The sequence below is a fragment of the Azospirillum tabaci genome, assembly GCF_014596085.1.
Lineage (GTDB): Bacteria > Pseudomonadota > Alphaproteobacteria > Azospirillales > Azospirillaceae > Azospirillum > Azospirillum tabaci.
This window is the reverse complement of record NZ_JACCJY010000030.1, coordinates 19,186-44,015: the sequence shown is the minus strand read 5'-3', so window position 1 is coordinate 44,015 and position 24,830 is coordinate 19,186. Positions and strand designations below refer to the sequence as shown.

The window sequence follows — 24,830 nt, the reverse complement described above, 5'->3', positions numbered from 1 at the left end:
CTCTCAGGCCATCTCCGCCGCCGGAATGATCGCGTCGGTCAGCAAGGCGTTGAGGAGGCCGACATGGCCATCCGACCGCGCCGGCCGACCAGGATCGGAGGTGACGACGACGGTCAGCCCCAGGCCGGGCACCAGATAGAGCATCTGCCCGCCATAGCCGCGCGCGTAGGCGATGCGGTGCCCCTTCGCCTCGGCGAGAAACCAGCCGTACCCGTAGTCGTCGCCGGAGAAGGGGGAGCGCGTGCGCGGCACCCAGGATGCCTCCACCCAGGCGGCACTGATGACGCGCCGTCCGTTCCACAGGCCGCCCTGCCGCCACAACTCGCCGAAGCGGAAGAGGTCGAGCGGCGACAGCGCCATGTTGTTGCCGCCGAGGTAGAAGCCCTGCGGGTCGCGAGTCCAGGACGGCACCTCGATCCCCAGCGGCTCGCCCAGCCACTCCCGCGCCAGGGCCAGCAGGCTGCGCCCCGACGCGCTGGACAGCGCCGCGCCCAGCAGGTGGTAGCTTCCGGTCGAATAGAGCATCCGCGCGCCCGGCTCGGTGACGAAGGGACGGCGCAGCGCGTCGGCGACCCAGTTGCGGCTGTTGATCCAGCGGCCGTAGCCCAGCCCGGAGGTCGGCTCCAGACCGGCTTGCATGGTCAAGAGGTCGGCGAGGGTGATTCGGCGCACCCGCGGATCGACGCCCGCCGGAACCAGTCCCGGCGCCGCCTCGACGAGGGTGACATCGACGCTCCTCAGGACTCCGCGATCAATGGCGATGCCGGCGAGCGAGGCGGCGATGGTCTTGGACACCGACTTGACGTTCACGGCGCGGTTCACCGCCGGTCCCCGAAAAGCCTCCGCCGACACCACCTCCCCATTCCGCCCGATCACCAGCGCATGGATCTGGTCGAGCCCCGCCGCCCGCTTGATTGCTCGGTCCAGCAAGGCCGGGTCGAACGCGGCACCGGCTGCTGGTTGGGCGGCCTGCAGCGGGCGCGTCAACGCGCAGCCGAGGGACGCGACGGTGGCGGCAAGGACGGTGCGGCGACCGAGCCGGAACGGCGAGTTCGAAGTCATCCCGGATATGTGGTCCCGCTTCGCGGGCATCCAAGATTGCCGCGGAGAGACACGGGTCGGACTTTGTCTCACCCACCGCCGCACACGCCGCTTGCCACCCACCCCGACGAGAACATATTAAGAACACACACGCACCGTGGGATGGGACGATGGACGACGCCTTGATCGAGAAGCTCGGCATTCTGGCCGATGCGGCGAAATACGACGCCTCCTGCGCCTCGTCCGGCGCCAAGCCGCGCCGCGGCGGCAAGGAGGGGCTGGGCTCGACGACCGGCGCCGGCATCTGCCACGCCTACACGCCGGACGGGCGCTGCGTCTCGCTCCTGAAGATCCTGCTGACCAACCACTGCCTGTTCGACTGCGTGTACTGCATCAACCGGCGCTCCTCCAACGTCCGCCGCGCCCGCTTCACGGTGGAGGAGGTGGTGACGCTGACCCTCGGCTTCTACAAGCGCAACTGCATCGAGGGGCTGTTCCTGTCCTCCGGCATCATCCGCTCGCCGGACCACACGATGGAGCAGATGATGCTGGTGGCGCGGACCCTGCGGCGCAACCACGGCTTTGCCGGCTACATCCACCTGAAGACCATCCCCGAAGCCAGCCCTTGGCTGATCGAGCAGGCCGGGTTGTGGGCGGACCGCCTGTCGATCAACCTCGAACTGCCCTCCGACCACAGCCTGAAGGCCTTCGCGCCGGAGAAGAACGGCGGCACCATCAAGGCGGTGATGGGTCAGGTCAACGAGCGCATCGTCGAGGCCAAGGAGGAACGCCGCCGCTTCTCCCCCGCCGGCCAGAGCACCCAGCTGATCGTCGGCGCCGACGACGCCACCGACCGCTCGGTCCTGGAGACCAGCGGCACGCTCTACCAGCGCTACGGGCTGCGCCGCGTCTATTACTCCGCCTTCAGCCCGATCCCGGAGGCCAGCTCTGTGCTGCCGGTCAAGCCGCCGCCTTTGCAGCGGGAGAACCGGCTGTATCAGGCCGACTGGCTGCTGCGCTATTACGGCTTCACCGTGGAGGAGATCGCGTCCGGCGGCGAGGGCGGGATGCTCGACCTCGGCATCGACCCCAAGCTGGCCTGGGCGCTGAAGAACCGCGAGCGCTTCCCGGTGGACGTCAACCGCGCCGACCGTGAGATGCTGCTGCGGGTGCCGGGGCTGGGGGCGCGCGCCGTGGACAAGATCCTGTCGGCGCGCCGCCACACCCGCCTGCGCATGGAGGATTTGGGGCGGCTGTCGAGCGGGCTGCGGCGCGCCCGCCCCTTCCTGATCGCCGCCGATTACCACCCCGTGGGCGGGCTGACCGACCGGCTGGATCTGCGCCAGCGCTTGGTCACGCCGTCCAGCCAGCTGAGCCTGTTCTGACGATGCTCACGATCACCTTGCGGGAGGGCGCGGACCTCGGCGGCTTCCGCCAAGCGGTGCGCCGCCTCGCCGCCGCCCGGACGGCGCCCGACGAGGTGCTGTGGAGCGTCGGCGCGCCATCGCTGTTTGGTGATGAAGCCCCGCCGTCCGAAGACGGCGCGCCGGTCTTCCTGCCCCAGGCGGTCGGTCGGCTGATCGAAACCGTCGTCTGCCACAGCGATCCGGAACGCTACGCCCTGCTCCACCGACTGGTCTGGCGGGTGCTGAACGGTGAGCGGGCTCTGCTCGACCAGCACGCCGACCCGCTGGTGCACCGGCTGGAGCGGCTCGACAAGGCGGTGCGCCGGGACATTCACAAGATGCACGCCTTCCTGCGCTTCCGCGCACTCCCTGGCCCTGACGGCGGGGAACGCTACGTCGCGTGGTTCGAGCCCGACCACCACATTGTCGAGGCCGTCGCCCCCTTCTTTGTCGAGCGTTTTGAAAGCATGGTGTGGACGATCCTGACGCCGAAGGGCTCGTTGCATTGGGACCGTCAACGCCTGATGACCGGCCCGCCCGCCGAGCGCCCGGACTCCCTGGCCGACGACCGCTTCGCCGAGGGCTGGCAACGCTATTACGAGAGCACCTTCAACCCCGCGCGGGTCAACCCGACGGCCATGCGGGCGGAAATGCCGCGGAAATACTGGGCCAACATGCCGGAGACGGCGGCCATCCCGGCCATGGTCCGCTCCGCCCCCACCCGCGTCCAGGCCATGCTGGAGGCGGAGGCCGCCGTTCCGCGCCGCCGCATGCCCGAGAAGGCCGTGGCGGCCATGGCCCGGCAGGCCCCGGAGAGCCTCGCCGAGTTGAACCGCCTGATCCGGCGCTCCGAACCGCTGGTGCCGGGCGCGACGCGGGCGGTGCTGGGCGAGGGGCCGGAGGGTGCCGCCATCGCCATCGTCGGCGAGCAACCGGGCGATCAGGAGGACCGCGACGGCCGCCCCTTCGTCGGCCCCGCCGGCCAGTTGCTGACCGCCGCGCTGGAGGAGGCCGGCATCGACCGCGGCGGTCTCTACCTGACCAACGCCGTCAAGCACTTCAAGTTCATCCAGCGCGGCAAGCGGCGCATCCACCAGTCCCCCACCGCCGGCGAGGTCAAGCATTACCGCTGGTGGCTGATGACCGAGCTGGGCTTCGTCCGCCCCCGCCTCGTCGTCGCGCTGGGGGCCACCGCGGCTTTGGCGCTGAGCGGACGGCCCGTCGCGGTTCTGCGCGAGCGGGGACCGATGGCCTTCGACGGGTGGAGCGGCTTCGTCACCGTCCACCCCTCCTACCTGCTGAGGCTTCCGGGGGACGAGGAGCGGCGGCGTGCGCAGGCGGCGTTCGTGGCCGACCTGCGCCGGGCCGCGGCGCTGGCGTGAGACGGCACCGAGCCGTCCCCCGTCAATCCCTCACGCGCCCTGCTGCTTGAACCGCTTGCCCACCGTGCATTGGATGCGCTGAAGCTCGTACTTCGGGTGGTCGTTGATCCACTTGGCGCTCTCGATCTGACCGGCGATCGGGCAACTCGACATGGTCAGGGGCTCACTGTCGGGAATCATCGGGTTGATCGTCCGGCACTGGGTCGGATCGGACGCCAGGCAGAAAATCATCGACAAGGTAACAAACATCGGGCGCTCCAAACTGCAACAGCACGGCTGTGCCAACATCGACTGGATCAGCGTGAGCAAGCCGCATGCCATGCCCAGGACAGGGGCAGGATGACGGGATTCTGGCTGCTCAGAAATGAGCCAAGCCACAAGGCGCCGAATCATTAGGCATCGAAGGTTAACCAATGCCTAAATCGCAGGAGATTGCGAAGCCGATGAGGACGGGACGAAGCGAAAGCGGTCGCAAGCTCCAAGGAAGCGTTCGCGCAAGTCTGGAGTCGGCGTGCCGTGAGTCAACGGAACGTTGAGTGGACCGTTTCGTGTCTTTGAATCGCTCTGCGCCGGCGAATCGCTCTGCGCCGGCGTCAGGCCCCGGGCTGTTCGCACCGCCATTGGCGGACGTTCCAATTGGGATGCTCCACGAGCCAACGCACGACGTGGACATAGCTGTTGCGTGTGCACTCTATGGCGGTCGGATACCGTTCGATGGAGGGCGGACGTTCGACGGCGCATTGGTCCGGCCGCATGGCCAAACAGATCACCAGAACCAGCTCAAACATGGCCTGTCATTCCTGTATGCAAGACTGATAAACCGGCGCCTTTGACACTTCCGCCAAGACGGACGAAGGCCGGAATACCCTCCCCAACAGTCCGAGTGGTGGATCGGGCCGCACGCAATCATGCTGCTCTGCAACAAAACTTGCTGCTTCGCACAAAATTCATGCCGGAAACTGCAAGTAAATAAATCGCAAAATCATATTTTTAAGGGATTATCCTCTTACTACCAATTTGTGGACATGCCTGGATAAATCTGGTGCAAGACGATTGTTTGTCGTTTTCTATTCTCCAGAGCCTTGACGAGAAGATGGCTCCAATATAGCATTAAGTACCAATTTGGCGTCAGCTTTTCTGAATATTGAATTCAGAACCGACCATACCGCGCGATGACATTCGCGCGACAGCGCCCTTTTGCACGCAGCGCCGCACTCATAAGCAAGAAGCCCATTGGTTTTTGGGTAAACAATAAGCGCCACCACGGGAGGGATCGTCATGAAAGTGTTGTCTTGCTGGCTCCTGGCGTCTGTCGCTGTCGTCGCCGCCGGCTCGGTTTCTGCGAATGACAGCATTCTGAAGAATGAAGCGAACCCCAACAATTGGGCGTCTCAGCTCGGCAACTATGCCGGACAGCGTTACAGCCCGCTCGACCAGATCACCACGAACAACGTCAAGAATCTTCAGGTCGCGTGGTCGTTCTCGACCGGGGTTCTGCGCGGCCATGAAGGCGGTCCGATCGTCGTCGGCGATGTGATGTACATTCACACGCCGTTCCCCAACAAGGTCTTCGCGCTGGACCTCAACAACCCGGGGCGGGTCATCTGGAAATATGAATCGGTCCAGGACCCGACCGTCATCCCGGTGATGTGCTGCGACACCGTCAACCGCGGCGTCGCGGTCGCCGACGGCAAGGTCTTCCTGGCCCAGGCGGACAACACGCTGGTCGCGCTCGACGCCAAGACCGGCAAGGAGGTCTGGAAGGCCAAGAACGGCGACCACACCAAGGGCGAGACCCTGACGGCGGCCCCGCTGGTGGTCAAGGACAAGGTCTTCGTCGGGATCAGCGGCGGCGAGTTCGGCGTGCGCGGGCATCTGACGGCCTACGACACGAACAGCGGCAAGATGGTGTGGCGGGCCTTCTCGACCGGCCCCGACGCAGACGTGAAGATCGACCCGTCGAAGACGATGATGATGGGCAAACCCATCGGGCAAAAGGATCTCGGCGTCTCGACATGGCCGGGCGAGGAATGGAAGCGCGGCGGCGGGACCACTTGGGGCTGGTACACCTACGATCCCGAACTCAACCTGATCTATTACGGCACCGGCAACCCCGGCACTTGGAACCCGACGCAGCGCGCCGTCGACAAGGACCGGGCGAAGAGCGACAACAAATGGTCGATGACCATCTTCGCGCGCGATCCCGACACCGGGGAGGCGAAGTGGGTCTACCAGAAGACACCGTTCGATGAATGGGACTTCGACGGCGTGAACGAGAACATCCTGGCCAACATCAACATGAACGGCCAGCAGCGCAAGGTCCTGGTCAACTTCGACCGCAACGGCTTCGCCTACACCCTGGACCGGGCGACCGGCGAGCTGCTCGTCGCGCAGAAATACGACCCGACGGTCAACTGGGCGACCGACGTCGACATGAAGACCGGACGGCCGAACGTCGTTGACAAATACAGCACCTTCGCCAACGGCGAGGACAAGAACACCGCCGCCGTGTGCCCGGCCGCACTCGGCACCAAGGACCAGCAGCCGGCTTCCTTCTCGCCGGACACCGGGCTGTTCTACGTCCCGACCAACCACATCTGCATGGACTACGAGCCGTTCTCCGTCTCCTACACGGCGGGGCAGGCCTATGTCGGCTCGACCGTATCGATGTACCCGACGCCGAACTCTCACGGCGGCATGGGCAACTTCATCGCCTGGGATGCGGCGGCCGGCAAGATCGTCTGGTCGCGGCCGGAGCGGTTCGCGGTGTGGAGCGGCGCCCTGTCCACCAAGGGTGGCGTGGCCTATTATGGGACCCTGGAAGGCTACATCGTCGCCGTCGACATGAAGGACGGCAACGAGCTGTGGCGGTTCAAGACCCCGTCCGGCATCATCGGCAACATCAACACCTACACCCACAACGGCAAGCAGTATGTGGCCGTCCTGTCCGGCGTCGGCGGCTGGGCCGGCATCGGTCTCGCCGCCGGTCTGACCCAGGAATCCGGGGCGAACCAGTGGCATCAGGCCGTCCATCCCAACCGCGCCGGTGGGACGGGCGTGGCGACCGCCGGCCTCGGCGCCGTCGGTGCCCACCAGTCGCTGGGCGAGTACACGCAGCTCGGCGGGGTCCTGACGGTGTTCCACGTCCCGGACCAGAAGTGATCGGCAGACCTGTCCCCCGGTGCCGCAACGCACCGGGGGCTTTGCTTTCCGGCCTCCGGCTTCCACTGCGGCCCGGCAAACGGGCAAGGAACTCGACACACATGAAACGCAGACTTGGCTTGCTGACCGGCATGCTGACGGCGGGTACGGTCGCCTGTTTCGCCGCCTTGGCACAGGACGCGCCCACGACCCCCGATGGCATGCCGACCTACATCGTCAAGGACGGTCAGGTGGACAAGGGAACCTACAACGGCTATCGCCGCTTCCACGCGACCTGCCACACCTGCCACGGCTTCGACGCATCGGGGTCGTCCTTCGCCCCCAGCCTCGCGGACTCTCTCAAGCGCCTCAGCTACGACGACTTCAAGGAGGTCGTGGTCAACGGCCGCCAGAATCAGGGCGCCACCGGGGACAAGGTGATGCCCTCCTTCGGCCTCGACCCGAACATCATGGACCATCTGGACGACATCTACCGCTACCTGAAGGCGCGGGCGGACGGAGCGCTGCCCGGTGGACGCCCGCAACGCATCGGCGGCTGATCCGGCAGGGGGACCATCCATGGCAAAGCCTTCTGCGCTCATCGCCGTCGCCATCGCCGCGGCGCTGCTGTCCGGCGCGACGGCGTCCCCGGCCCGCGCCGTCGAGGTGACGGAGCGCGAGACGGTGCGCGTCTGCGCCGACGGCAATCTCCTGCCCTACTCCAACGAGAAGATGGAGGGCTTCGAGAATGAAATCGCCCGGCTCATCGGCGAGGATCTGAAGAAGCCGGTGACCTATTACTGGTGGCCCCAGACCATCGGCTTCGTCCGCAACACGCTGCGCGCACGGCAGTGCGACCTTGTGATGGGCACGGCGTCCGGCGAAGAGCTGATGCAGAACACCAACCCTTACTACCGGACCGTCTATTCCCTCGTCTATCGCACCAAGTCGGGCATCAAGGCGGAAAGCGTGGGCGATCCGTCCCTGAAGGACGCCCGCATCGGCGTTGTCGAGAAGACCCCCGCGGTCAATCTGCTGCGGCTCTATGGCATCACCCGGACCGAGCCCTACCAGCTCAACACCGACACGCGCGCCAACAACCCGGCCCGCGACGCCATCGAGGATGTGGCCGCCGGCAAGACCGACGCCGCGCTGATCTGGGGTCCGATCGCCGGCTATTTCGCCGCCCAGCAGACGGAGCCGCTGACCGTCGTGCCGCTGGTCAAGGAACCGGCGGTCGCCCGGCTGCAATTCAACATCTCCATGGGCATCCGCGCCGACGAGCCGGAGTGGAAGCATTGGCTGAACGACTTCATAAAGCGCCGCCAGGACGATATCGACCGCATCCTGCTGCGCTATCACGTCCCGCTCATCGGCCCGGACGGTGCGCTGAAGACCGCCGCTGCCATGGAGCCGCCGGGCTACCGGATGGACCAGTACCGCGCCCCGACTCCCGCCGGCCTGTCCGGTGCTTCCACCGTGACCCTGGCGGAGCTGCGGCGGCTGATCGAACACTTTCCCGACACGCGGCTGATCGACGTGATGCCCGCCCCACCCCGTCCGGCGGACCGCCCGGCACCGGCCGTGTGGGTTCCCCCGCCCCGCCGCAGCCTGCCGGGGGCGGTCTGGCTGCCCAACGTCGGCTACGGCAGCCTCACGGGCGAGCAGGAGCGCTATTTCCGCGCCGGGCTGGAGACGCTGACCGGCGGGGATCGCGCGTCCCGGCTGGTCTTCTTCTGCGAGCCGGACTGCTGGATGTCCTGGAACGCCGCGAAGCGCGCCGTGGAATGGGGATACGGCAACGTCTATTGGTATTCCGACGGTGCCATGCGCTGGCAGGAGGCGGGATACGGGCTGGAGACGGTCGAACCCTTCGCCGGCGGCGCGTCGAACTGACCGGAACGGTTCGCCTCGGTCCGCCTCGGTCCGCACCACCTCACTCCAAACGGGCGGCGATGTTCCGGGCGATGCGGCCGGCCTTCTGTTCGAGCTGCACCGGCTGCTCGCACAGCGCCGTCTGGTTGCGCCGCCGTTCGTCGAGGATGCGCCGCCGCCACGCGATGTCCTCCCTCAGCGCCGCCGCCTCGGGGGAGTCGGCGGGAAGCGCCTGGAGGCGGGTCAGCGCCGCGTCGATGCTGTCGAGCAGGGTGCGCTGCTGATGGGCGTAGCGCCGGATGGCGGCTATGGCTTGGCTGCGTTCCTGGTTGAGCGCGTCGAAGGCACCGGCGAACAGGGCGGTGAGGGCGGCGTTGCGGTCCGTCGTCGCCCCGTTGGCCTCCAACTGATCGGCGAAGCGGTCGATCGCTGCCTGTTCCTGCTCCGGATCGAGCCGGCGGTTGAGGATCTGCTTCAGAACCGGCTCGGTGCCGGGAATGTCGCGCCAGTCGCCTTCCTTCCCCTCGATGGGGTCACCGGGCCAGATCTGGCCGGCCGACAGGGCCGGGACGAGGATCTGGACGCAGGGCCAGTCCGGATCGCTCCCGGCCGCCCCCGCCGGGACGGACGCCAGGGTGAGCAACGCGGTGGCAAGGACAGCGGAGCGGTGACGCATGATGGGATTTTGCCGAAGACCGGGCGCCCTTGCCCATTCACGCATTTGGATGAGGCCGACAGAATTCGCCCCAACAGTGCTCCTGTCCCTGGCGCTGCTGACATGGTCGGTCCCGGCAACGGCACAGGATCCGGTCCAGGTTCTGGTCTTCGATCTCGAACTGCTGGACACCAGCCGGGAGGTCCTCGATCCGGACCACGCCGGACGGTTGGAGCGGGTAACGGCGCTGCTGCGCGATGGGCTGAAGGATGGGGAAGGCTATGAGGTGATCGGCATCCGCGACAGCACCGTCGCGGCGGAGGTGCCGGCGGCACTGCATCTGTGCAACGGCTGCGAACTCGACCTCGGACGCCGAGCCGGCGCGGACATCGTGGTGACGGGTTTCATCCATAAGATCAGCACGCTGATCCTCAACATGCAGATTATAATGCGCCGGACCGGAGACGGCGAGGTCATCGCCGTCGGAAACGCGGACATTCGCGGCGACAACGAGCGGTCATGGCGGCGCGGCGTCGAATGGCTGCTGCGTCACCGTCTTCTGGCCGCACCGCCGTCCGACCGGTGACGAGCCCTGACGACAGCCGACACGGGGAGGAGATTCGCTTGGCCGACGACGCTTTGCTCTCCTATGTGCCGTACCGCCCGGCGGCGGGCCGCGTCCGGTACTACGACATCACGCTGCGCGACTATGTGGACCAGTTCAGGATCGGCGTCTGGGATCAGGAGAAGGAGCGCACGCAGCGCGTCCGGATCAACGTCTCGCTGACGCTCCCCTGGCCCGACCGGCCGATGACCGACAGCCTGGACGAGGTGCTGTCCTACGACTTCCTGATCGACGGCATCCGCGCCCTGCGCGACGGCACCCATGTGAATCTCGTCGAGACGCTGGGCGACCGGATTCTCGCTTTGTGTTTCTCCAATCCGGAGGTGACCCGCGCGCGGGTGCAGGTGGAGAAGCTGGATGTCGTTCCGGAGTCCGGCGGCGTCGGCGTGGTCATCGAACGTTCCCGCCCCGAGGGAGCGCAAGCCGCATCATGAGCAGCGCGCCGCTGTGGGTGGTGAAGCTGGGCGGCAGCCTGTGGCATGCCCCCGAGTTGCGAAGCTGGCTGGAGATCCTGGCCGCGGCACGGCGTCTGCGGGTCGTGATCGTTCCCGGCGGCGGCCCCTTCGCCGACGCCGTGCGCGATGCCCAGCCGGCGCTCGGCTTCGGCGACCGCGCCGCGCACCGCATGGCCCTGCTCGCCATGGAGCAATACGGAACCGCCCTGGCGGACCTGGAACCGCGGCTCGCACCCGCCCGCAGCCTCGCCGATCTGCGCGGCCGGCCAAGCCCGACCGTCTGGATGCCCCTTCCCCTGGCGGACAACGCCGATGTGGCCGAAAGCTGGGACGTCACGTCCGACAGTCTGGCGGTCTGGCTGGCCGGCGCGCTCGGTGCCGCCTGCGCGGTCCTCGTCAAGTCCGTCCCTTTGCCGGACGCCGCCGCTCCCGTGGGTCACCTCGTCACGGAGGGTGTCGTCGACCCGGCCTTGCCGGACCGCATGGCGCGCTACGGCGGGGCCGTCTGGTGCGTATCGCGCGACGATCACCGGCGCTTCGCCAAGGCGCTGGACCAAGGCAACCCGTGCGGCACCCGGCTGGCCCTGGCTGCCGATGACCGGGACGCCGACGGCCAGGGCGCCGATGGCCAGAACGCCGATGGCTGAGCACCCCAAGCACGTCCTGTTCCTGACCGGCGCGCTGGCCGAACCGCGCCTGCGCCATGTGCTCGCCGCGCTGGAGCCGCTGGAATTCCGGACCACCGTGGTCAATCTCGGCATCAAGGTCGCGGCGTTGGCGACGACGGAGATCGTGCTGCGCCGCCTCGCCTCGACCGAGGGGGCCGACCTCGTTCTGTTGCCGGGGCGGTTCCGCGGCGACCTCGAACGGCTGTCTGCTCATTTCGGCGTGCCCTTCGAACGCGGCCCCGACGAGTTGGAGGACCTGCCCCAGCATTTCCGGCGTCAGGCCGTCCCGCTCGATCTCAGCCGCTACCGCACCACGATCTTCGCCGAGATCGTCGAGGCGCCGCTGCTCGGCGTGCCGGCCATCCTGGAACGCGCCGCCCGCTTCACGGCGGACGGGGCCGACGTGATCGACCTCGGCGGATTGCCCGACCACCCCTTTCCCCATCTGGAGGAGGCGGTGACGGCGCTGCGCGAGGCCGGTCACACGGTCAGTGTCGATTCCCTCAACCCCAAGGAGCTGTTGCGCGGTGCCGCGGCGGGGGCTTCCTACCTGCTCAGCCTGACCGAGGACACCGCCTGGGTCGCCCGCGAGACCGACGCGGTGCCGATCGTCATCCCCACCACGCCGAGCGATCTCCCGTCGCTCGACCGCGCGCTGCATGCCATCCGCGGCGAGGGTCGGCGCTGCATCGCCGACCCGATCCTGGAGCCGATCCATCACGGCTTCACCGACTCCCTGCTCCGCTACCGCGAGGTCCGGGCGCGCCATCCCGACCTGGAGATCCTGATGGGAGTCGGCAACGTCACCGAACTGACCGACGCTGACACGCCGGGGATGACCGCTCTGCTGATGGGGATCGTCTCCGAACTGCGCATCGACCACATCCTGACGGTCCAGGTCAGCCCCCATTGCCGCCGCACCATCCGCGAGTTCGACGCGGCGCGGCGCCAGTTCTTCGCCGCCGCGGAGGCCGGCGCCCTGCCCCGCAACTTCGGCGACGCCCTGCTCTGTCTGCGCGACCGCAAGCCCTTCGTCAGCACGCCGGAGCAGGTGGCCGAGCTTGCCTCCCGCATCCGCGATCCGAACTACCGGATCGAGGTGACGGAGCGGGGAGTCCATCTCTACAACCGCGATGGGCACCATGTGGCGGGTGATCCCTTTGCCCTGTTCCCACACATCGACGCCCGCACCGATCCGGGGCACGCCTTCTATCTGGGGGCGGAACTGGCGCGCGCGCAGATCGCCTGGCAGCTCGGCAAGCGCTACAGCCAGGACAACGAACTGCGATGGGGTGTGGCGGTGGACGCGCCGGACGGTGCCGGAGGGCGCGAGACGTGACCTTCATCCGCGAAACCATCATCACGAGCTGTGACGCGGCGGGCAACGTCCATGTCGCCCCCATGGGCGCCACGGTGACGGAAACCGGCTATGTCCTGGCCCCCTTCCGCCCGTCGCGCACGCTCGACAACCTGCTCGCCACGCGCTGCGCGGTGGTGAACTTCACCGACGACGTCCGGGTGTTCGCCGGCTGCGTGACGGGACGGCGGCGCGACTGGCCGACCGTCCCGGCGGAGCGCGTCCGCGGCGTGGCGCTGGCCGGGGCGCTGGCGCATGAGGAGGTGGAGGTGGCCGCGGTGGAGGACGACGGCGTGCGCCCCCGCCTGCAGTGCCGCCCGGTGCACCTCGTCACCCACCGCCCCTTCCGCGGCTTCAACCGCGCGCAGGGCGCGGTGGTGGAGGGGGCCATCCTGGTCAGCCGCCTGCATCTCCTGCCGCGCGAGAAGATCGACCGCGAAATCGACTATCTGTCCATCGCCATCGGCAAAACCGCCGGCCCGGTGGAGTTGGAAGCGTGGGGCTGGCTGCTCGACCGCATCGCCGAACACCGGGCCGGCGGAGAAGCCGCGCCATGACCCGGCTGCTGGCCAGCGTCGCCTCGCTGGAAGAACTCGCGCTCGCCGCGCGGGGCGGCGCGGACATCCTGGATTTGAAGGATCCCAAGGCCGGTGCGCTTGGCGCATGGCCGCTGGACGGCATCGCCCGCGCCATGGAGACGGTTCGCCGATGGTCCATCCGCGCGCCGCTGAGCGCCACCGTGGGCGATCTGCCGATGGAGCCGGCGGCGGTGACGGGCCGCGTGGCCGAAACCTGGGCCTACGGGATCGATTACGTGAAGATCGGCCTGTTTCCGTCCGGCGATCCAGCGGGCTGCGTGGCGGCACTGGCGCCGGAAGCGCGGCGTGGCGCTCGCATCGTCGCCGTGCTGTTCGCCGATCTCTGGACCGACGCCGGCGGTCTGCTCCCCGATCTTGCACAAGCCGGCTTCGCCGGAGCCATGCTCGACACCGCCGGGAAGGGCTCGGGCGGGTTGCTGCGACACAAGACGAACAACGAGTTGGCGCGCTTCCTGGCGCAGGCGCGCGGTCTCGGCCTGCTCACCGGCCTCGCCGGTTCGCTGAGGCGGGAGGACATCCCGGTGCTTTTGCCGCTCAGGCCCGATTATCTGGGCTTTCGCACGGCCTTGTGCGCCCACGGAGACCGGGGCGGCGCGCTGGACCCGGCCGCGCTGGCCATGGTCCGCGACGCCGTCCCGAGACAACCCGTCAGCGGTTGACCTTACGGGCCGCTACTGCCCGGTGCCCTGCTTCGGCGGTTCGGACGCGCTGTTGCCGCCCTGCGTCACCGAGCCGCCGCCGATGGTGCCCTGCCGCTGTCCCGCCAGCGAGTTGTCCGGCAGCGCCCCCGTGCCGCTGGTGGAACCGCCGGACGCACCGGACGCCGAAGAATCGGGCGTCGTGGAGCCGGACGTGCCGCTCTGTCCGCCGCCTTGGGTGACCCCGCCGCCGACGGTGCCCTGCCGTTGCCCGGCCAGGGAGTTGTCCGGCAGCGCGCCGGTCGATGGGCTGGTTTGGGCTCCGGAGCCCTGCGGCGTCGCGCCGCCCGTGGATTGCGCCGACGCCGGGACCGCCGCCACGAGCGCGGCAAGCGCCAGCGCCGATGCACCGGCCAGGATGTGTCGATGTTTCATGGACCTCTCCTCCGCATGATGTTGGAAGATCTGGCGCTCCTAACCCACGTCCTTCGTGCTCCGGTTCTGGCGGGACGCTTCGCCCATGCGGCCGATGTCCTCCTTCGCCCGCTCGTCCCGGCCGGCGTCCTGCGGTTCGTCCTTCTTGAAATCCTGCTTGCTGCCGAGGACGCTCTTCTCGCCGCGCGGCTGGTCCTGGGTCTTGTCGGATTTTCCGGTCATGACGTTTCCTCCACCCGAGCCCGCCCGGCAGGATGACCGGACGGTCGTCTGCTCCATCAACCGGAGGTCGCCGGGGGCGGTTCCGCCTGTCCCGTCATGCCTGTTCCGCAGGCCCGCCGCGGCGGGCCCAGAAGCCCCGACCGGGATCGTAGGCGAGGATCGCCGCCCCCAGGAACAGCGCAAGGCCGGCGGTGACGGCGAGGAACGCCGTGCCGTTGAATTGCAGATACAGCGCGAAGCGGATCAGTTCGACCGCCTGCGTGAAAGGGTTGACCCCGGCGATCCAGGCGAGCGTCGGGCTGCCCTCGCGGATGCGCCACAGCGGATAGAGCGCGGAGGAGGCGAAGAACATCGGGAAGATGACGAAATTCATCACGCCCGCGAAGTTCTCCAGCTGCCGGATGAAGGAGGACAGCAGAAGGCCGAGCGCGCCCAGCATCAGGCCACTCAGCACCAGCGCCGGCAGCACGGCGAGATAGCCGAGTTCCGGCGGCTGGACGCCCCAGAACCAGGCGATGGCGAAGAACACATAGACCTGGGCGATGGACACCAGCACGCCGGCCAGCAGCTTGCAGACCAGCAGGTACCAACGCGGCAGCGGGCTGACCAACAAGGTCTTCATGCTGCCCATCTCCCGGTCGTAGACCATGGACAGCGAACTCTGCATCCCGTTGAAGAGCTGGATCATGCCCACCAGCCCCGGCGTCACGTAATCCTCGTAGAGGATGTAGGTCTCGTAGGGCGGGATGATCGACAGGCCGAGCACCGCGCGGAAGCCCACCGCGAAGATGACCAGCCAGACCAGCGGCCGCACCAGCGCGGCGAAGAACCGCTCGCGCTGGTGCACGAAGCGCAACCCTTCACGGACGATGACCGCACGCAGGCAGCGCCAATAGAGCGTCGCGTTCATTCCACCACCCCCTTCGCCGTCAGGCGGGCGAAGGCATCACCCAAAGTCGCGGTACCGGTGGCGGCGCGCACCTCGTCCACCAGCCCGGACGCCAGCACGCGCCCGCGGTGCAGCACCACGACTCCGTCGCCGTCGCGTGCCTCGTCGATCAGGTGGGTCGCCCAGAGCACGGCCAGCCCTCGCTCCCGGCAGAGGTCGTGCACATGGTCGAGCACCTGCCGGCGCAGCTCGATGTCGAGCCCGACGGTCGGTTCGTCCAGCAGCAGCAGGCTCGGGCGGTGAAGCAGCGCGCGGGCGATCTCCACCCGCCGCCGCTGTCCGCCGGACAGGGTGCGCACACGCTCGTCCGCACGTTCGGCCAAGCCGATGCGGGCCAGTTCCTCGCCCGCCCGCGCCTCGATGTCGGCGGACGCCAAGCCATGGAGCCCGCCGTGGTAGCGCAGGTTCTGGATGACGGTCAGGTCCGGGTCGAGCGTCGGCTGCTGAAACACCACGCCGATGCGCGCCAGCGCCTGGGCCGGGTGCCGGCGCATGTCGAAGCCGAAGACCCGGATGCTCCCCCGGCGGGTGTTGTAGATCCGCGTGATCAGCGAGAAGAGCGTTGTCTTGCCGGCACCGTTGAGCCCCAGCAACACGGTGAACCGTCCCGCGGGAACGCCGAACGACACACCGTCGAGCGCCGCCCGCGCCCCGAAGCTGTGGCTCAGCCCCTCGACCACCAGGACCGGGGCCGCCGCGGCGTCACCGGGAACGGCACGCGGCTCGGGAGGCGCCGTTTCGAAGCAATCCATGTCGTCTCCATCGCCCATCACTGCCGCTGTTCAAACCCTCTCCCCTCTGGGGAGAGGGAGGGACCCGCCGAAGGCGGGAGGGTGAGGGTCGGACGAGGATCAAGGCACTGATCCTTGCCAGGACCCTCACCCGGCCGCTTCGCGGCCACCCTCTCCCGGGGCGGGAGAGGGGAGCTTGCCCATCACGGTTTGACGATAACGCCCCAGGGCGCGCCGCCGACCGAGATCGACTTCACGACCCGGCCGCGCTCCAGATCCATCACCGACATGTCGTTGCTGACGCCGTTCGTCGTGTAGAGGCGCTTCTCGTCCGGCGACAGCGCCAGATTCCAGACGCGCTGGCCGACGAGGTGGTAGCGTTTCACCTCGTAGGTCTTGGCGTCGATCTCGGCGACCCGATTGGCCGGGCCGAGGGCGACGAAGGCGCGCTGCCCGTCGCTGGTCAACTGGATGCCGACCGGCTGGATGGATTCGCGCGGGACGCCTTGGACCGCGAAACTGATCTTGTGGACGAGCTTGCGCGACGACACATCGATGACGCTGACCGTGCCGCCGACTTCCGACGACACCCAGACGAACCGCCCGTCCCCCGTGAACTGCGCGACGCGCGGGCGCGCGTCGACCAGCACGTTGTCGATGATCTTGTGCGACTCCGTGTCGATGAAATGCGCCATGTTCGTCGTCTCGGACGTGTTCACCAGGATCTTGCCGTCCGGGCTGACGCCCATGCCCTCCGGCTCCACCCCCACCTGGATCTCGCCGATGATCTTCTTGCTCGCGATGTCCACCACCGAGACCATGTTGTCGTCCTCGTTGGCGACGTAGAGCCGGTGCCCCTGCGGGTCCAGGACGAACAGCTCAGGATCGGGGCCGGAGGGCAGCCGGTCGACCACCTTCTGGGTCGCCACGTCGATGACGTCGATCCGGTTGTCGTCGCCGACGCAGACGAAGATCTGCGTCATGTCCTCGTTGAAGGTGATTCCGCGCGGCCGGCGGCCGACCTTGATCGTGGCGATCACCTGCAGCTTGCCACCGTCCACCACCGAGACGGTGTTGCTCTTCTCGTTCGACACATAGATCGTGTCCGCCTGCGCGGGCTGGGCGACGGCAAGGCCCAGCAGCGCTAACGCGCCGATCCGGGCCGCTCCTCCGGTTAACGACATCACGTTCCCTCCCATGGTTGCCCCCTGGCGGGGCCTTTCTCAGCGGTTGCGGCACCGGCTTTCCGGGCGATCGTCGCCGAGCGTGTCGAGTTCCGAGTACTGGTGCAGGTAGCCCGGCTGCGGCGACACCGAGACGAGCACCCGCGGCCCGGCCAGCAGCACCGGCTGCCGAAGCTGCCCGTCCCAGTCGCGGAAGGTCAGCCCCTGCCCCTTGAAGGCCGGCAGGGTGAAATCCGGACCGCGCACGAAGGCGGCGAGCGCCGCGGGGTCGGCGGACTTGGTGCGCGTCGCCGCCTCGCCCACCGCGCGGACGGCCATCCAGGCGGTGTAGTCGCGCGGGCGCATCCAGCGTCCGGCCTGCCGTTCGAAGCGGCTGTGGATCTGCGTCGCCCCCCACTGCTCGTGCACGCGCGACCACGCCGTCGGAACGAGGCCATGGGTGCCGACGACCGGGCGGGGCAGCCACGTCTGGTAGAGCAGATATTCGCCGAACCCGTCCGCCTCGTCGGCGACGACCAGCACGTCGTGCTCGGTGCCCTGGGTGAAGGTGAGGATTTCCGACTGCACGGTGACGTGCCCGGTGTCGACGCGGCGGTTCGCGTCCTCGAAGGTCCAGCGCTTCTCCTCGACGATCTTGGCGCGGTAGCGCTTGGCGGCGGCGCGGATCGCGTCGGCGTAGGCGGCGTCCTGCGGCGTCCGCCCGACCACCAGCAGCCAGTTCATCCATTTCCGCGATGCGAGATACTGGGCCAGCGCGTCGGCCTGCATCCGCCGGCTGGGCGTGACGTGCAGCAGGTTGGCGCGGCAGCGCTCGTTGCGCAGGTCGTCGTCGGGGGCGCGGGTGTTGAAGAGCAGCATGTCGCCCGCCTCGGGCGCCGCCGCCGCGGCGAGCAGCGCGTCCTCCTTCAGGTCGGCGACGAGCAGGCGCACGCCCTGCCCGGCGAGGTCGCGCACCGCGTCCTCGACGCGCCCGTCCTCCGGCACCGTCACCTCGACCAGATCGAAGCGCTGGTTGAGGAATCGCCCGGTCGTGTTGTTGTCGGCGATGGCGAGGCGGGCGCCCTGGACACCCTCGTCGTCCGACACCGGTTCGAGGAAGGTCTGGGGAATCCGCGGCTCCTCCGCGCGGGTCAGATAGCCGATGCGGACCACCATCGGATCGGCGCCCCACGCCGGGACCCCAAGCAGGAGTGCTGCGGCGATGGTCAGAAGGGCGGCGGCCCGGCCCACGGGAGGGCGCCCGCTACGCCTCTGACAGGATAAGCACCTCTCCGATCCCTCCGGCCGACCGGTCGCCGATAAGGCGCCGGGCACGGGTTCCGGCGGTTGGGAATCCACTGGGCCATGCCCCGCCATCGATCAGCTCCTTCCGCACCAGTTCCAGAAACAGCCAGTCGTTCATGCCGCCGTCGCTGAAGCCGGACGGAACAGGCTCCGGCGCTCGCGGCAGCAGGATGGAGCCGCGGCGCATGGCCTGCCCCGGATCGGGGCCGCAACCGGCGCCGACGACGATGGTCCCGGCGATCATCCGGGCGCCGCACAGGCTCCCCACCCGTCCATGGACGGCGATCAGCCCACGGCGCATCCGCTCGCCGACGCGGTCGCCAGCGTCCCCCATGACGACGACGGAGCCGCCGCTCATGCCGCGCGTGCCGCCGGCCAGCGGCGCTCCCAGGAAATCGCCGGCATCGCCCGCGACGCGCAGGGACCCGCCGGCCATCCCGGCCGCGGCGAAGGCACCGCAGCTTCCCTCAATGGTCAGCGTGCCGCCGCGCATGGCGCTGGCGGCGTAGGCACCGCAATCCCCCTCGACCCCGATGTCCCCGGCGGTCATGCCCGTCCCCACCCCGTCGAGCACCGCGCCGCCGGGACGCAGGATCAGGGTACCGGGAGGGCCGCCGTCCTGAAACGTGAACAGCGCGTCCAGCCGATGGCGCCCCCGCCCACGGACCAGCGTCAGCCCGGCCAGCGCCTTCCGCCCGCCCTCAGCCAGCCGTTCGGGCAGGACGCCGGTCATGTCGATGGGCGGACCGGCGGGCTCGCGGATGGTGAGGACGACGCCGCTCATGCCATCACCTCGTGCAGGCGGAACTGGTAGCGGCCGAGCTTGCCGCCGTAATTGCCGGCGGTGACCGACACGACGCCGCCCGCGGCGCCCAGGTCCGCCACCGCGGCGATGCCCACGCGCATGGCGGCGGCGACCGCCGCCTCGCTCACGCCGTCGATCACCAGTTCGAGGATGGATTCCACCCCTTCCGGCACCAGCGATGCCGGCACCGCCGCCCGCAAGGTCGGGCAAAAGGCGGTGTTGGTGGAGGCGATCAGCCCCTTGTACTTGCCGCCGATCTTGGAGCCGGAGCGGACCACCCCGCCGGGAAAGGGCAGGATCGCCCCCGGCAGCTCGCGGATCGCCAGGACCGCGGCCTGCGCCGCCGCCAGCCCGGCGCGGCGGTCGGCCGCCAGGATGATGAAGTTGCCGCCGCCGACGCCGTCCACCGCCGCGGTGGCGGCCTCGCACAGGAACTCGCCGTCCATCACCGGGATGCGCCAATAGCGGCGGCCGCCGATCCGCTTGGCGATCTGCCAGCCGTCGCCGAAGTAGCGCAGCGCATTGCCGAGCGGGATCGCAGGGCCGTCCCGAAGCCCCGCGTAGCAGGCCGTACCGGGACAAGTCATCACGCATTGCCCGACGCGACGCGCCACCTGCTTAGCCAGTTCCGCCTTGGACATGGCGAACAGCAGCACCGCGGCGCCGGGCCTTGCGTCCGGCGTCTCGTCCGCCGGCAGCGGGCGTTCCATCGCCGCCTCGCAGCCGCATGCGATCACCGAGGTGGCGAAGCCCGTCATGCTGACCACCGCCGCCTGGACCCAGGCCGGCGTGTCGGCGGTGATCACCAGCCGCGTGCCGAGCATGGGGAAGGCTTCGGCGAAGGTGTCCTCGATGTGGACGCCGTTGAGCCGCATCAGAACGCCCCCATCAAAATGATCCGGGCCGGCAGGCGTGGCGGATCAGGCCGTTGCCGCCGCGGACCTCCTCCTCCGCGATGCGGAAATGCGACAGCCGCTGGCCCATGCGCTCGTCGAACCGGCGCCCCATCCAGGCTTCGATCTTCGGGTCGTAGGCGGGCTCCACCACATGCGTGCTCCCGGGCACCAGAGCCACCACCACACCATCGCGGACGATCAGCCGGCCGTCCTTGAAGACGAGATCGGGCTTCTCGAACATGGCGCGGCGGTCCGGCCGGTCGGTGTAGACGGTGATGTCGGCGACCGCCCCCGGACCGAGATGGCCGCGATCGGTCAGGCCCAGGATGCGCGCCGGGGCGGCGCGGGTCATGGTGGCGATCTCGCCCAGCGAATACTCGCGCGTCAGCGACCCCAGGATGGTGTGTTCCGGCAGCGCCGGGTGCAGCTCCGCCATCCGGGCGAGACGGTGGTCGCGGTCCATCAGCAGGCGGATCAGTTCGGGATAGCTGGTGAAGGGCGCACCGTTCGGGTGGTCGGTGGTGAGGAAGATCCGCCAGGGGTCCTCGATCAGCAGGAACAGCTCCAGCCCGATCGCCCATTGCAGCGCGTTGACGAAAGCCTTGTCGCGGTAGCGGAAGGGCACGACCCCGCAGCCGGCGTCGCATTCGATGTCCATCATCACCCACTTCTTCGGGTGGGCGAGCCCGGCGTTGTTCATCTGCGCCATGGTGTCGGCCGAGGCGGTCACCGTCTGGCCGAACATGATCTGCCCGACATCCACCGAGATGTTGGGCCGGCGGTTGACCGCCTCGGCCACCCGCGCGGCGGCGGAGGAGAACTTCCGGTCACCCTCCGCGCCATAGGCGTGGAACTGGACGTGGGTGAGGTGGAGACGCAGGCCATCGACCGCCGCGATGCTGTCGAGCGTCGCTTCCACGTTGCCCGGCACGCCGAGGTTGAAGCCGTGCAGATGCAACGGGTGCGGGATGCCCAACCGCTGCACCGCCCCCGCCAGAGCGGTCAGGATGCGGCGCGGTGTGATGGCGTGGAACGGGCCGTTCTCGTCCACGTCGAGGCGGCGCTGGTTGTACTTGAAGGCGTTGATCCCGCCGGGATTCACCGCCTTGACGGCAAGGCTGCGCGTGGCGTTCAGCATGAAGCCGACGTAATCGGCCACCGCCTCCTCCCCGGCGCCGGAGGCGAGAAGCTCCAGCAGCAGGTCGTCGTTGCCGAGCACCAGATAGCCGCCGGTGTCGATCAACGGGATATCCGCCATCTCCAGATGCGCGTGGCGGGCGTTGCTCGGCAGCATCGCCGGCTCGAAAGCCGCCGTGTAGCCCATCTGGGCGTAGCGGCAGCCCGTGACGTGCGTGGAGGGGGTGGCGAGGCCGCTGCAACCGCAAGGCTCCTCCGCCGCCCCGCGATGCTCCTCCGCCATCAGCAGGCGAGCGATGTTGACCTTTCCACCGGCGATGTGGCTGTGGATGTCGATGGCGCCGGCCATCACGACCCGCCCGGCCAGGTCGTGGACCTCGTCCGGCGCGGCGCCGGGTCCGGGATCGCCGACGATCCGCCCGTCCTGGACGAACAGGTCGCCCACCGCGCCGTCGCGCCCGTTTGCCGGGTCGTAAATGCGCGCTCCGGCGAGCTTCATCAGCATGTAGGGGCCTCCTGCGGCAGCGCGGCGGCGATGGCCTTCAGCACGGTCGCGGTGTCCGGCAAGCCACGGTCGACGAGGCGCCGCGCCCGCAGGGCGACCACCGTGTCGCTGCGGAAGACATGGGCTGGGTGGTCGATGCCCGGCGTGCCGACGGGAATGAACACCGCCGGCTCGTCGGCAAAGGCCGTTCCCGGCGAGGCCAGCGCGATGACGGTCTGACCCGCAGGAAAGTCGGGCACCTCCGGCTGGAAGGCGGACACCCAGACGACGGCGTCCGCCACCTTCGCATACCGCGCCCAGGCGAAGCGATGCGGATCGTGCAGCGGCGCCCCTCCGGCGAGGGATGTGCGCAGCGGCACGCCGAGTTGCCAGGTACAGACCTGATTGACCCCGACCACATTGTCGTGCCCGGCGAGCGGCAGTCCAGCGCAGCGGGTGTGTCGGTTCGCGTCGCGCACGAGGTGGACCAGCCGTTCCACCGTCAGGTCGGCGTGCGCTCCGTCAAAAGCGGAGGCGGCCCAGGCCACGACCGCATAGCGCGCCTTGCGCACCCGCTCCGCCAGCGCGGCGATGTCGCCCGCGGCGATGCCGGCGGCTCCCGAGGCGCGGGATGGATCGGCCAAGGCCGCGGCCAGCGCCGCCGCCGCGTCCCCAACCCTTGCGGAATCGCCGGCCAGGACCGTGACGGGAAGGCCCGAGAGGATGGCCCGCGTGCCGTCCAGCGGTTCGCCGCACAGGAACACCACCTCCCGCGATGGCAACGTCTGGAAGGTTGCCGTGGGCGTCACCCAGCGCTCGAAAAGGCGCGGGTGAAGCGCCGCCGGGTCCGGTCCGGCCACCAGCAGAAAATCGCAGCGGTTGCGCAGTTCTGCCAAGGTGGTCGCGATCCAGCCCGTGCGCTGGAGCACCGCCAGATTGCGGTACAGCCCGTCGGACAGCGCGTGATCGACCACCGCCCCCAGCCGCCCGGCGAGCGCCAGGGCGGCCCGCGCCCCATCGACGTCGGTGCCGAGCCCGGCCACCAGAGGCGCCTGCGCCGCGCCCAGCACCGCGGCGGCGGCCTCCACCGCTTCCTTCAGCGGAACCGGAACGCCCGCGACGCGCGGCGGTTCGGGCGCCGGAATGCGGGCATAGCGCTCGCGCGCCACCGGGCAATCGGTGGAGCGCACCGCCAGCGTCGCAGGCGGCTCCTCCTCGACGGTCAGGTCATCGCAGCCGAGGCCGCAGAATGGGCACACGACGTCACGATGAACGACGGGGCGGACGACGGGCTGGACGAGGGGATGGGTTGGCTGGTCGCTCGCCATGCCGTCAATCGTACTTGATGTAGGCGAAGCGCGGATCGTCGCGGGGCGTCCCTTCCAGCGCGCCGCCGTCACGGGCGGGCTGCCATTGGACAACCTCCTCAATCTTGCGGGCGAGCTCGAAATCCTTGTCGGTGATGCCCTTGGCCGAGTGGGTCTTCAGCCGCACCTCGACCCAGGCGTAGGAAGCCGTGAGGTCCGGGTGATGCCACGCGGCCTCGGCCAGATGGCCGACCGCGTTGATCACCATCAGGGTGCCCTTCCAACTGTTCGTCTTGTACTTCCGCCGAATCCAGCCGTCCTCGAACCGCCACCGCGGCAATATTTGCTGCAGTCGCTCAGCGATTTCTGCATCGGAATAGGTGGTTTCCTGAACCGCGGTCATGTCTTCCTCCCCGAAGCGACCGAACAGTCCTCACCCCGAAGAGGTATATACTATTGGATCGGGGTCTTTTTTTAACGCAAGATTATCATGTTCAAAAGAACGACGCAACTTTCCTTAAGCGAGTGAGGTCCTCATGCCACTCGGCGTCGATGAAGTCGGGGAGGTGCGGGTCACGGCGCCCGCGAGACTGCATCTGGGTTTTCTCGACATGAACGGCGGTCTGGGCCGCCGCTTCGGCAGCCTGGGGCTGACGCTCGACGGGATGGCGACGACCCTCCGGGTGCGCCCTTCCGACCGCCTGTGCGCAAGCGGCCCATCGGCGGAGCGTGCGCTGAAGGCTGCGCGGGCGGTCTGCGACCGATTCCGCTGGCCGGCGCGCGCCGAACTGACGGTGGAGGAGGCCATTCCCGAGCATGTCGGGCTGGGGTCCGGCACCCAGCTCGGGCTGGCGGTCGGCACCGCCCTGGCGCATCTGCACGGCCGGCCCTCGACGGTGCGCCGTCTCGCCGCGGAGCTTGAGCGCGGCGCCCGTTCCGGCATCGGGATCGGCGCCTTCGAGAACGGCGGCGTCATCCTGGACGGCGGCCGCGGGCCGGACGACGCGCCGCCTCCTATCGTCGCCCGCCTGCCCTTTCCGGAGGCGTGGCGCGTGCTGCTGATCCTGCACCGCGACGGCCAGGGGCTGCACGGCACCGCCGAACTGCAAGCCTTCAAGGCGCTGCCGCCCTTTCCGGCGGAGCGGGCCGGGCATTTGTGCCGCCTGATCGTCATGGCGGCCCTTCCGGCCCTGATCGAGGGCGACGCCGACCGTTTCGGGCAGGCGGTGGGCGAGTTGCAGCGCACGGTGGGGGACCATTTCGCCCCGGTCCAGGGCGGGCGCTTCACCAGTCCCCTGGTGGCCGACGCCTTGGCGTGGCTGGAAGCCGAGGGGATTCCCGGCGTCGGGCAGACGTCCTGGGGGCCGACCGGCTTCGCCATCGTCGGCGACGCCCGGCGGGCGGAGGCCTTGCTGGCGGAGGCGCGGCGCCGCTGGGCAGGATCCCCGCTGGACTTCCACTTGGCCCGCGGCCGCAATGACGGCGCGACGCTGGAATCCACCACCGACCAAGTGGTTCTGCGGGCCTCCTGACCCCAACACCCGAGCCAAGCGG

26 protein-coding genes are annotated in these 24,830 nt (G+C 68.9%); 12 read left to right on the top strand and 14 right to left on the bottom strand.

Features of this window, described 5'->3' with window-relative positions; translation table 11 throughout:
* Positions 1–3 precede the first annotated feature (3 nt).
* Positions 4–1,062, bottom strand: a complete 1,059-nt coding sequence (locus H0B54_RS23265; RefSeq protein WP_188262285.1) for a serine hydrolase domain-containing protein — start codon at positions 1,060–1,062, stop codon at positions 4–6.
* A gap of 149 nt (positions 1,063–1,211) precedes the next feature.
* On the opposite strand from H0B54_RS23265, the gene H0B54_RS23260 reads away from it, so the two are divergent.
* Positions 1,212–2,426: a putative DNA modification/repair radical SAM protein gene (locus tag H0B54_RS23260; protein ID WP_188262284.1), complete on the top strand. Its 1,215-nt coding sequence runs from the start codon at positions 1,212–1,214 to the stop codon at positions 2,424–2,426.
* Positions 2,427–2,428: 2 nt separating this feature from the next.
* Positions 2,429–3,829: a UdgX family uracil-DNA binding protein gene (locus H0B54_RS23255; RefSeq protein ID WP_188262283.1), complete on the top strand. Its 1,401-nt coding sequence runs from the start codon at positions 2,429–2,431 to the stop codon at positions 3,827–3,829.
* A 30-nt stretch (positions 3,830–3,859) separates the two neighbouring features.
* On the opposite strand, the gene H0B54_RS23250 is transcribed toward H0B54_RS23255, so the two are convergent.
* Complete coding sequence (locus tag H0B54_RS23250) at positions 3,860–4,078, bottom strand: hypothetical protein (RefSeq protein WP_246472710.1); 219 nt, start codon at positions 4,076–4,078, stop codon at positions 3,860–3,862.
* Between the two features lie 1,029 nt (positions 4,079–5,107).
* Between H0B54_RS23250 and H0B54_RS23245 the strand changes: the two genes are divergently transcribed.
* The 3 genes from H0B54_RS23245 to H0B54_RS23235 all read left to right on the top strand — a co-directional run bounded on the left by H0B54_RS23245 (position 5,108) and on the right by H0B54_RS23235 (position 8,866).
* Positions 5,108–6,991, top strand: coding sequence for a methanol/ethanol family PQQ-dependent dehydrogenase (locus H0B54_RS23245; protein ID WP_188262282.1), 1,884 nt, complete (start codon positions 5,108–5,110; stop codon positions 6,989–6,991).
* A 101-nt stretch (positions 6,992–7,092) separates the two neighbouring features.
* Positions 7,093–7,530 (top strand): c-type cytochrome, encoded by a 438-nt coding sequence (locus H0B54_RS23240; RefSeq protein WP_143271978.1) that lies wholly within the window; start codon positions 7,093–7,095, stop codon positions 7,528–7,530.
* A gap of 19 nt (positions 7,531–7,549) precedes the next feature.
* Positions 7,550–8,866 (top strand): quinoprotein dehydrogenase-associated putative ABC transporter substrate-binding protein, encoded by a 1,317-nt coding sequence (locus H0B54_RS23235; RefSeq protein ID WP_246472708.1) that lies wholly within the window; start codon positions 7,550–7,552, stop codon positions 8,864–8,866.
* Between the two features lie 40 nt (positions 8,867–8,906).
* On the opposite strand, the gene H0B54_RS23230 is transcribed toward H0B54_RS23235, so the two are convergent.
* A complete protein-coding gene (locus H0B54_RS23230; protein WP_188262281.1) occupies positions 8,907–9,521 on the bottom strand; it encodes a hypothetical protein in 615 nt (204 codons plus the stop codon).
* 76 nt (positions 9,522–9,597) lie between these two features.
* On the opposite strand from H0B54_RS23230, the gene H0B54_RS23225 reads away from it, so the two are divergent.
* Genes H0B54_RS23225 through H0B54_RS23200 form a run of 6 tightly spaced genes read left to right on the top strand, consistent with a single transcriptional unit; the run spans position 9,598 to position 13,863 of the window.
* Positions 9,598–10,086 carry a DUF3280 domain-containing protein gene (locus H0B54_RS23225; RefSeq protein ID WP_343069015.1) on the top strand — a complete coding sequence of 163 codons (489 nt, stop codon included), beginning with the start codon at positions 9,598–9,600 and terminating at the stop codon, positions 10,084–10,086.
* Positions 10,087–10,124: 38 nt separating this feature from the next.
* Entirely contained in the window at positions 10,125–10,559 is a 435-nt protein-coding gene (locus H0B54_RS23220; RefSeq protein WP_094305689.1) for a dihydroneopterin aldolase, read from the top strand.
* The gene (locus H0B54_RS23215) at positions 10,556–11,227 is read left to right on the top strand and encodes an amino acid kinase family protein (protein WP_188262279.1); all 672 of its coding nucleotides are present in this window, start codon (positions 10,556–10,558) and stop codon (positions 11,225–11,227) included. The genes H0B54_RS23220 and H0B54_RS23215 overlap by 4 nt, the downstream gene beginning before the upstream one ends.
* Positions 11,220–12,587 (top strand): DUF6513 domain-containing protein, encoded by a 1,368-nt coding sequence (locus H0B54_RS23210; protein ID WP_188262278.1) that lies wholly within the window; start codon positions 11,220–11,222, stop codon positions 12,585–12,587. The genes H0B54_RS23215 and H0B54_RS23210 overlap by 8 nt, the downstream gene beginning before the upstream one ends.
* Positions 12,584–13,162: a DUF447 domain-containing protein gene (locus H0B54_RS23205; RefSeq protein ID WP_343069012.1), complete on the top strand. Its 579-nt coding sequence runs from the start codon at positions 12,584–12,586 to the stop codon at positions 13,160–13,162. Before H0B54_RS23210 ends, H0B54_RS23205 begins: the two co-directional genes overlap by 4 nt.
* Positions 13,159–13,863, top strand: a complete 705-nt coding sequence (locus H0B54_RS23200) for a (5-formylfuran-3-yl)methyl phosphate synthase (RefSeq protein ID WP_188262276.1) — start codon at positions 13,159–13,161, stop codon at positions 13,861–13,863. The genes H0B54_RS23205 and H0B54_RS23200 overlap by 4 nt, the downstream gene beginning before the upstream one ends.
* 12 nt (positions 13,864–13,875) lie before the next feature.
* Here the strand turns inward: H0B54_RS23200 and H0B54_RS23195 are convergent, their stop codons facing one another.
* From H0B54_RS23195 to H0B54_RS23145, 11 genes are all read right to left on the bottom strand, one after another.
* Positions 13,876–14,277 carry a hypothetical protein gene (locus H0B54_RS23195; RefSeq protein WP_188262275.1) on the bottom strand — a complete coding sequence of 134 codons (402 nt, stop codon included), beginning with the start codon at positions 14,275–14,277 and terminating at the stop codon, positions 13,876–13,878.
* 39 nt (positions 14,278–14,316) lie between these two features.
* On the bottom strand, positions 14,317–14,499 hold the full coding sequence (locus H0B54_RS23190; protein ID WP_188262274.1) for a hypothetical protein: 183 nt from the start codon (positions 14,497–14,499) through the stop codon (positions 14,317–14,319).
* Between the two features lie 94 nt (positions 14,500–14,593).
* Entirely contained in the window at positions 14,594–15,409 is an 816-nt protein-coding gene (locus tag H0B54_RS23185) for an ABC transporter permease (protein ID WP_188262273.1), read from the bottom strand.
* Positions 15,406–16,200: an ABC transporter ATP-binding protein gene (locus tag H0B54_RS23180; RefSeq protein ID WP_188262272.1), complete on the bottom strand. Its 795-nt coding sequence runs from the start codon at positions 16,198–16,200 to the stop codon at positions 15,406–15,408. Before H0B54_RS23180 ends, H0B54_RS23185 begins: the two co-directional genes overlap by 4 nt.
* Before the next feature lie 182 nt (positions 16,201–16,382).
* Positions 16,383–17,363 carry a PQQ-dependent catabolism-associated beta-propeller protein gene (locus H0B54_RS23175; RefSeq protein WP_188262271.1) on the bottom strand — a complete coding sequence of 327 codons (981 nt, stop codon included), beginning with the start codon at positions 17,361–17,363 and terminating at the stop codon, positions 16,383–16,385.
* Between the two features lie 39 nt (positions 17,364–17,402).
* Entirely contained in the window at positions 17,403–18,593 is a 1,191-nt protein-coding gene (locus H0B54_RS23170) for an ABC transporter substrate-binding protein (RefSeq protein ID WP_188262270.1), read from the bottom strand.
* Positions 18,594–18,606: 13 nt separating this feature from the next.
* Positions 18,607–19,431: a formylmethanofuran dehydrogenase subunit C gene (locus H0B54_RS23165; protein ID WP_188262269.1), complete on the bottom strand. Its 825-nt coding sequence runs from the start codon at positions 19,429–19,431 to the stop codon at positions 18,607–18,609.
* Complete coding sequence (gene fhcD / locus H0B54_RS23160; RefSeq protein WP_188262268.1) at positions 19,428–20,327, bottom strand: formylmethanofuran--tetrahydromethanopterin N-formyltransferase; 900 nt, start codon at positions 20,325–20,327, stop codon at positions 19,428–19,430. The genes H0B54_RS23165 and fhcD overlap by 4 nt, the downstream gene beginning before the upstream one ends.
* A 13-nt stretch (positions 20,328–20,340) precedes the next feature.
* Positions 20,341–21,990 carry a formylmethanofuran dehydrogenase subunit A gene (locus H0B54_RS23155; RefSeq protein ID WP_188262267.1) on the bottom strand — a complete coding sequence of 550 codons (1,650 nt, stop codon included), beginning with the start codon at positions 21,988–21,990 and terminating at the stop codon, positions 20,341–20,343.
* Entirely contained in the window at positions 21,984–23,297 is a 1,314-nt protein-coding gene (locus tag H0B54_RS23150) for a molybdopterin-binding domain-containing protein (RefSeq protein ID WP_188262266.1), read from the bottom strand. The genes H0B54_RS23155 and H0B54_RS23150 overlap by 7 nt, the downstream gene beginning before the upstream one ends.
* A gap of 4 nt (positions 23,298–23,301) precedes the next feature.
* A complete protein-coding gene (locus H0B54_RS23145; protein ID WP_094305675.1) occupies positions 23,302–23,679 on the bottom strand; it encodes a 4a-hydroxytetrahydrobiopterin dehydratase in 378 nt (125 codons plus the stop codon).
* A 133-nt stretch (positions 23,680–23,812) separates the two neighbouring features.
* On the opposite strand from H0B54_RS23145, the gene H0B54_RS23140 reads away from it, so the two are divergent.
* Positions 23,813–24,808: a beta-ribofuranosylaminobenzene 5'-phosphate synthase family protein gene (locus H0B54_RS23140; protein WP_188262265.1), complete on the top strand. Its 996-nt coding sequence runs from the start codon at positions 23,813–23,815 to the stop codon at positions 24,806–24,808.
* The last annotated feature ends 22 nt before the right edge of the window (positions 24,809–24,830 follow it).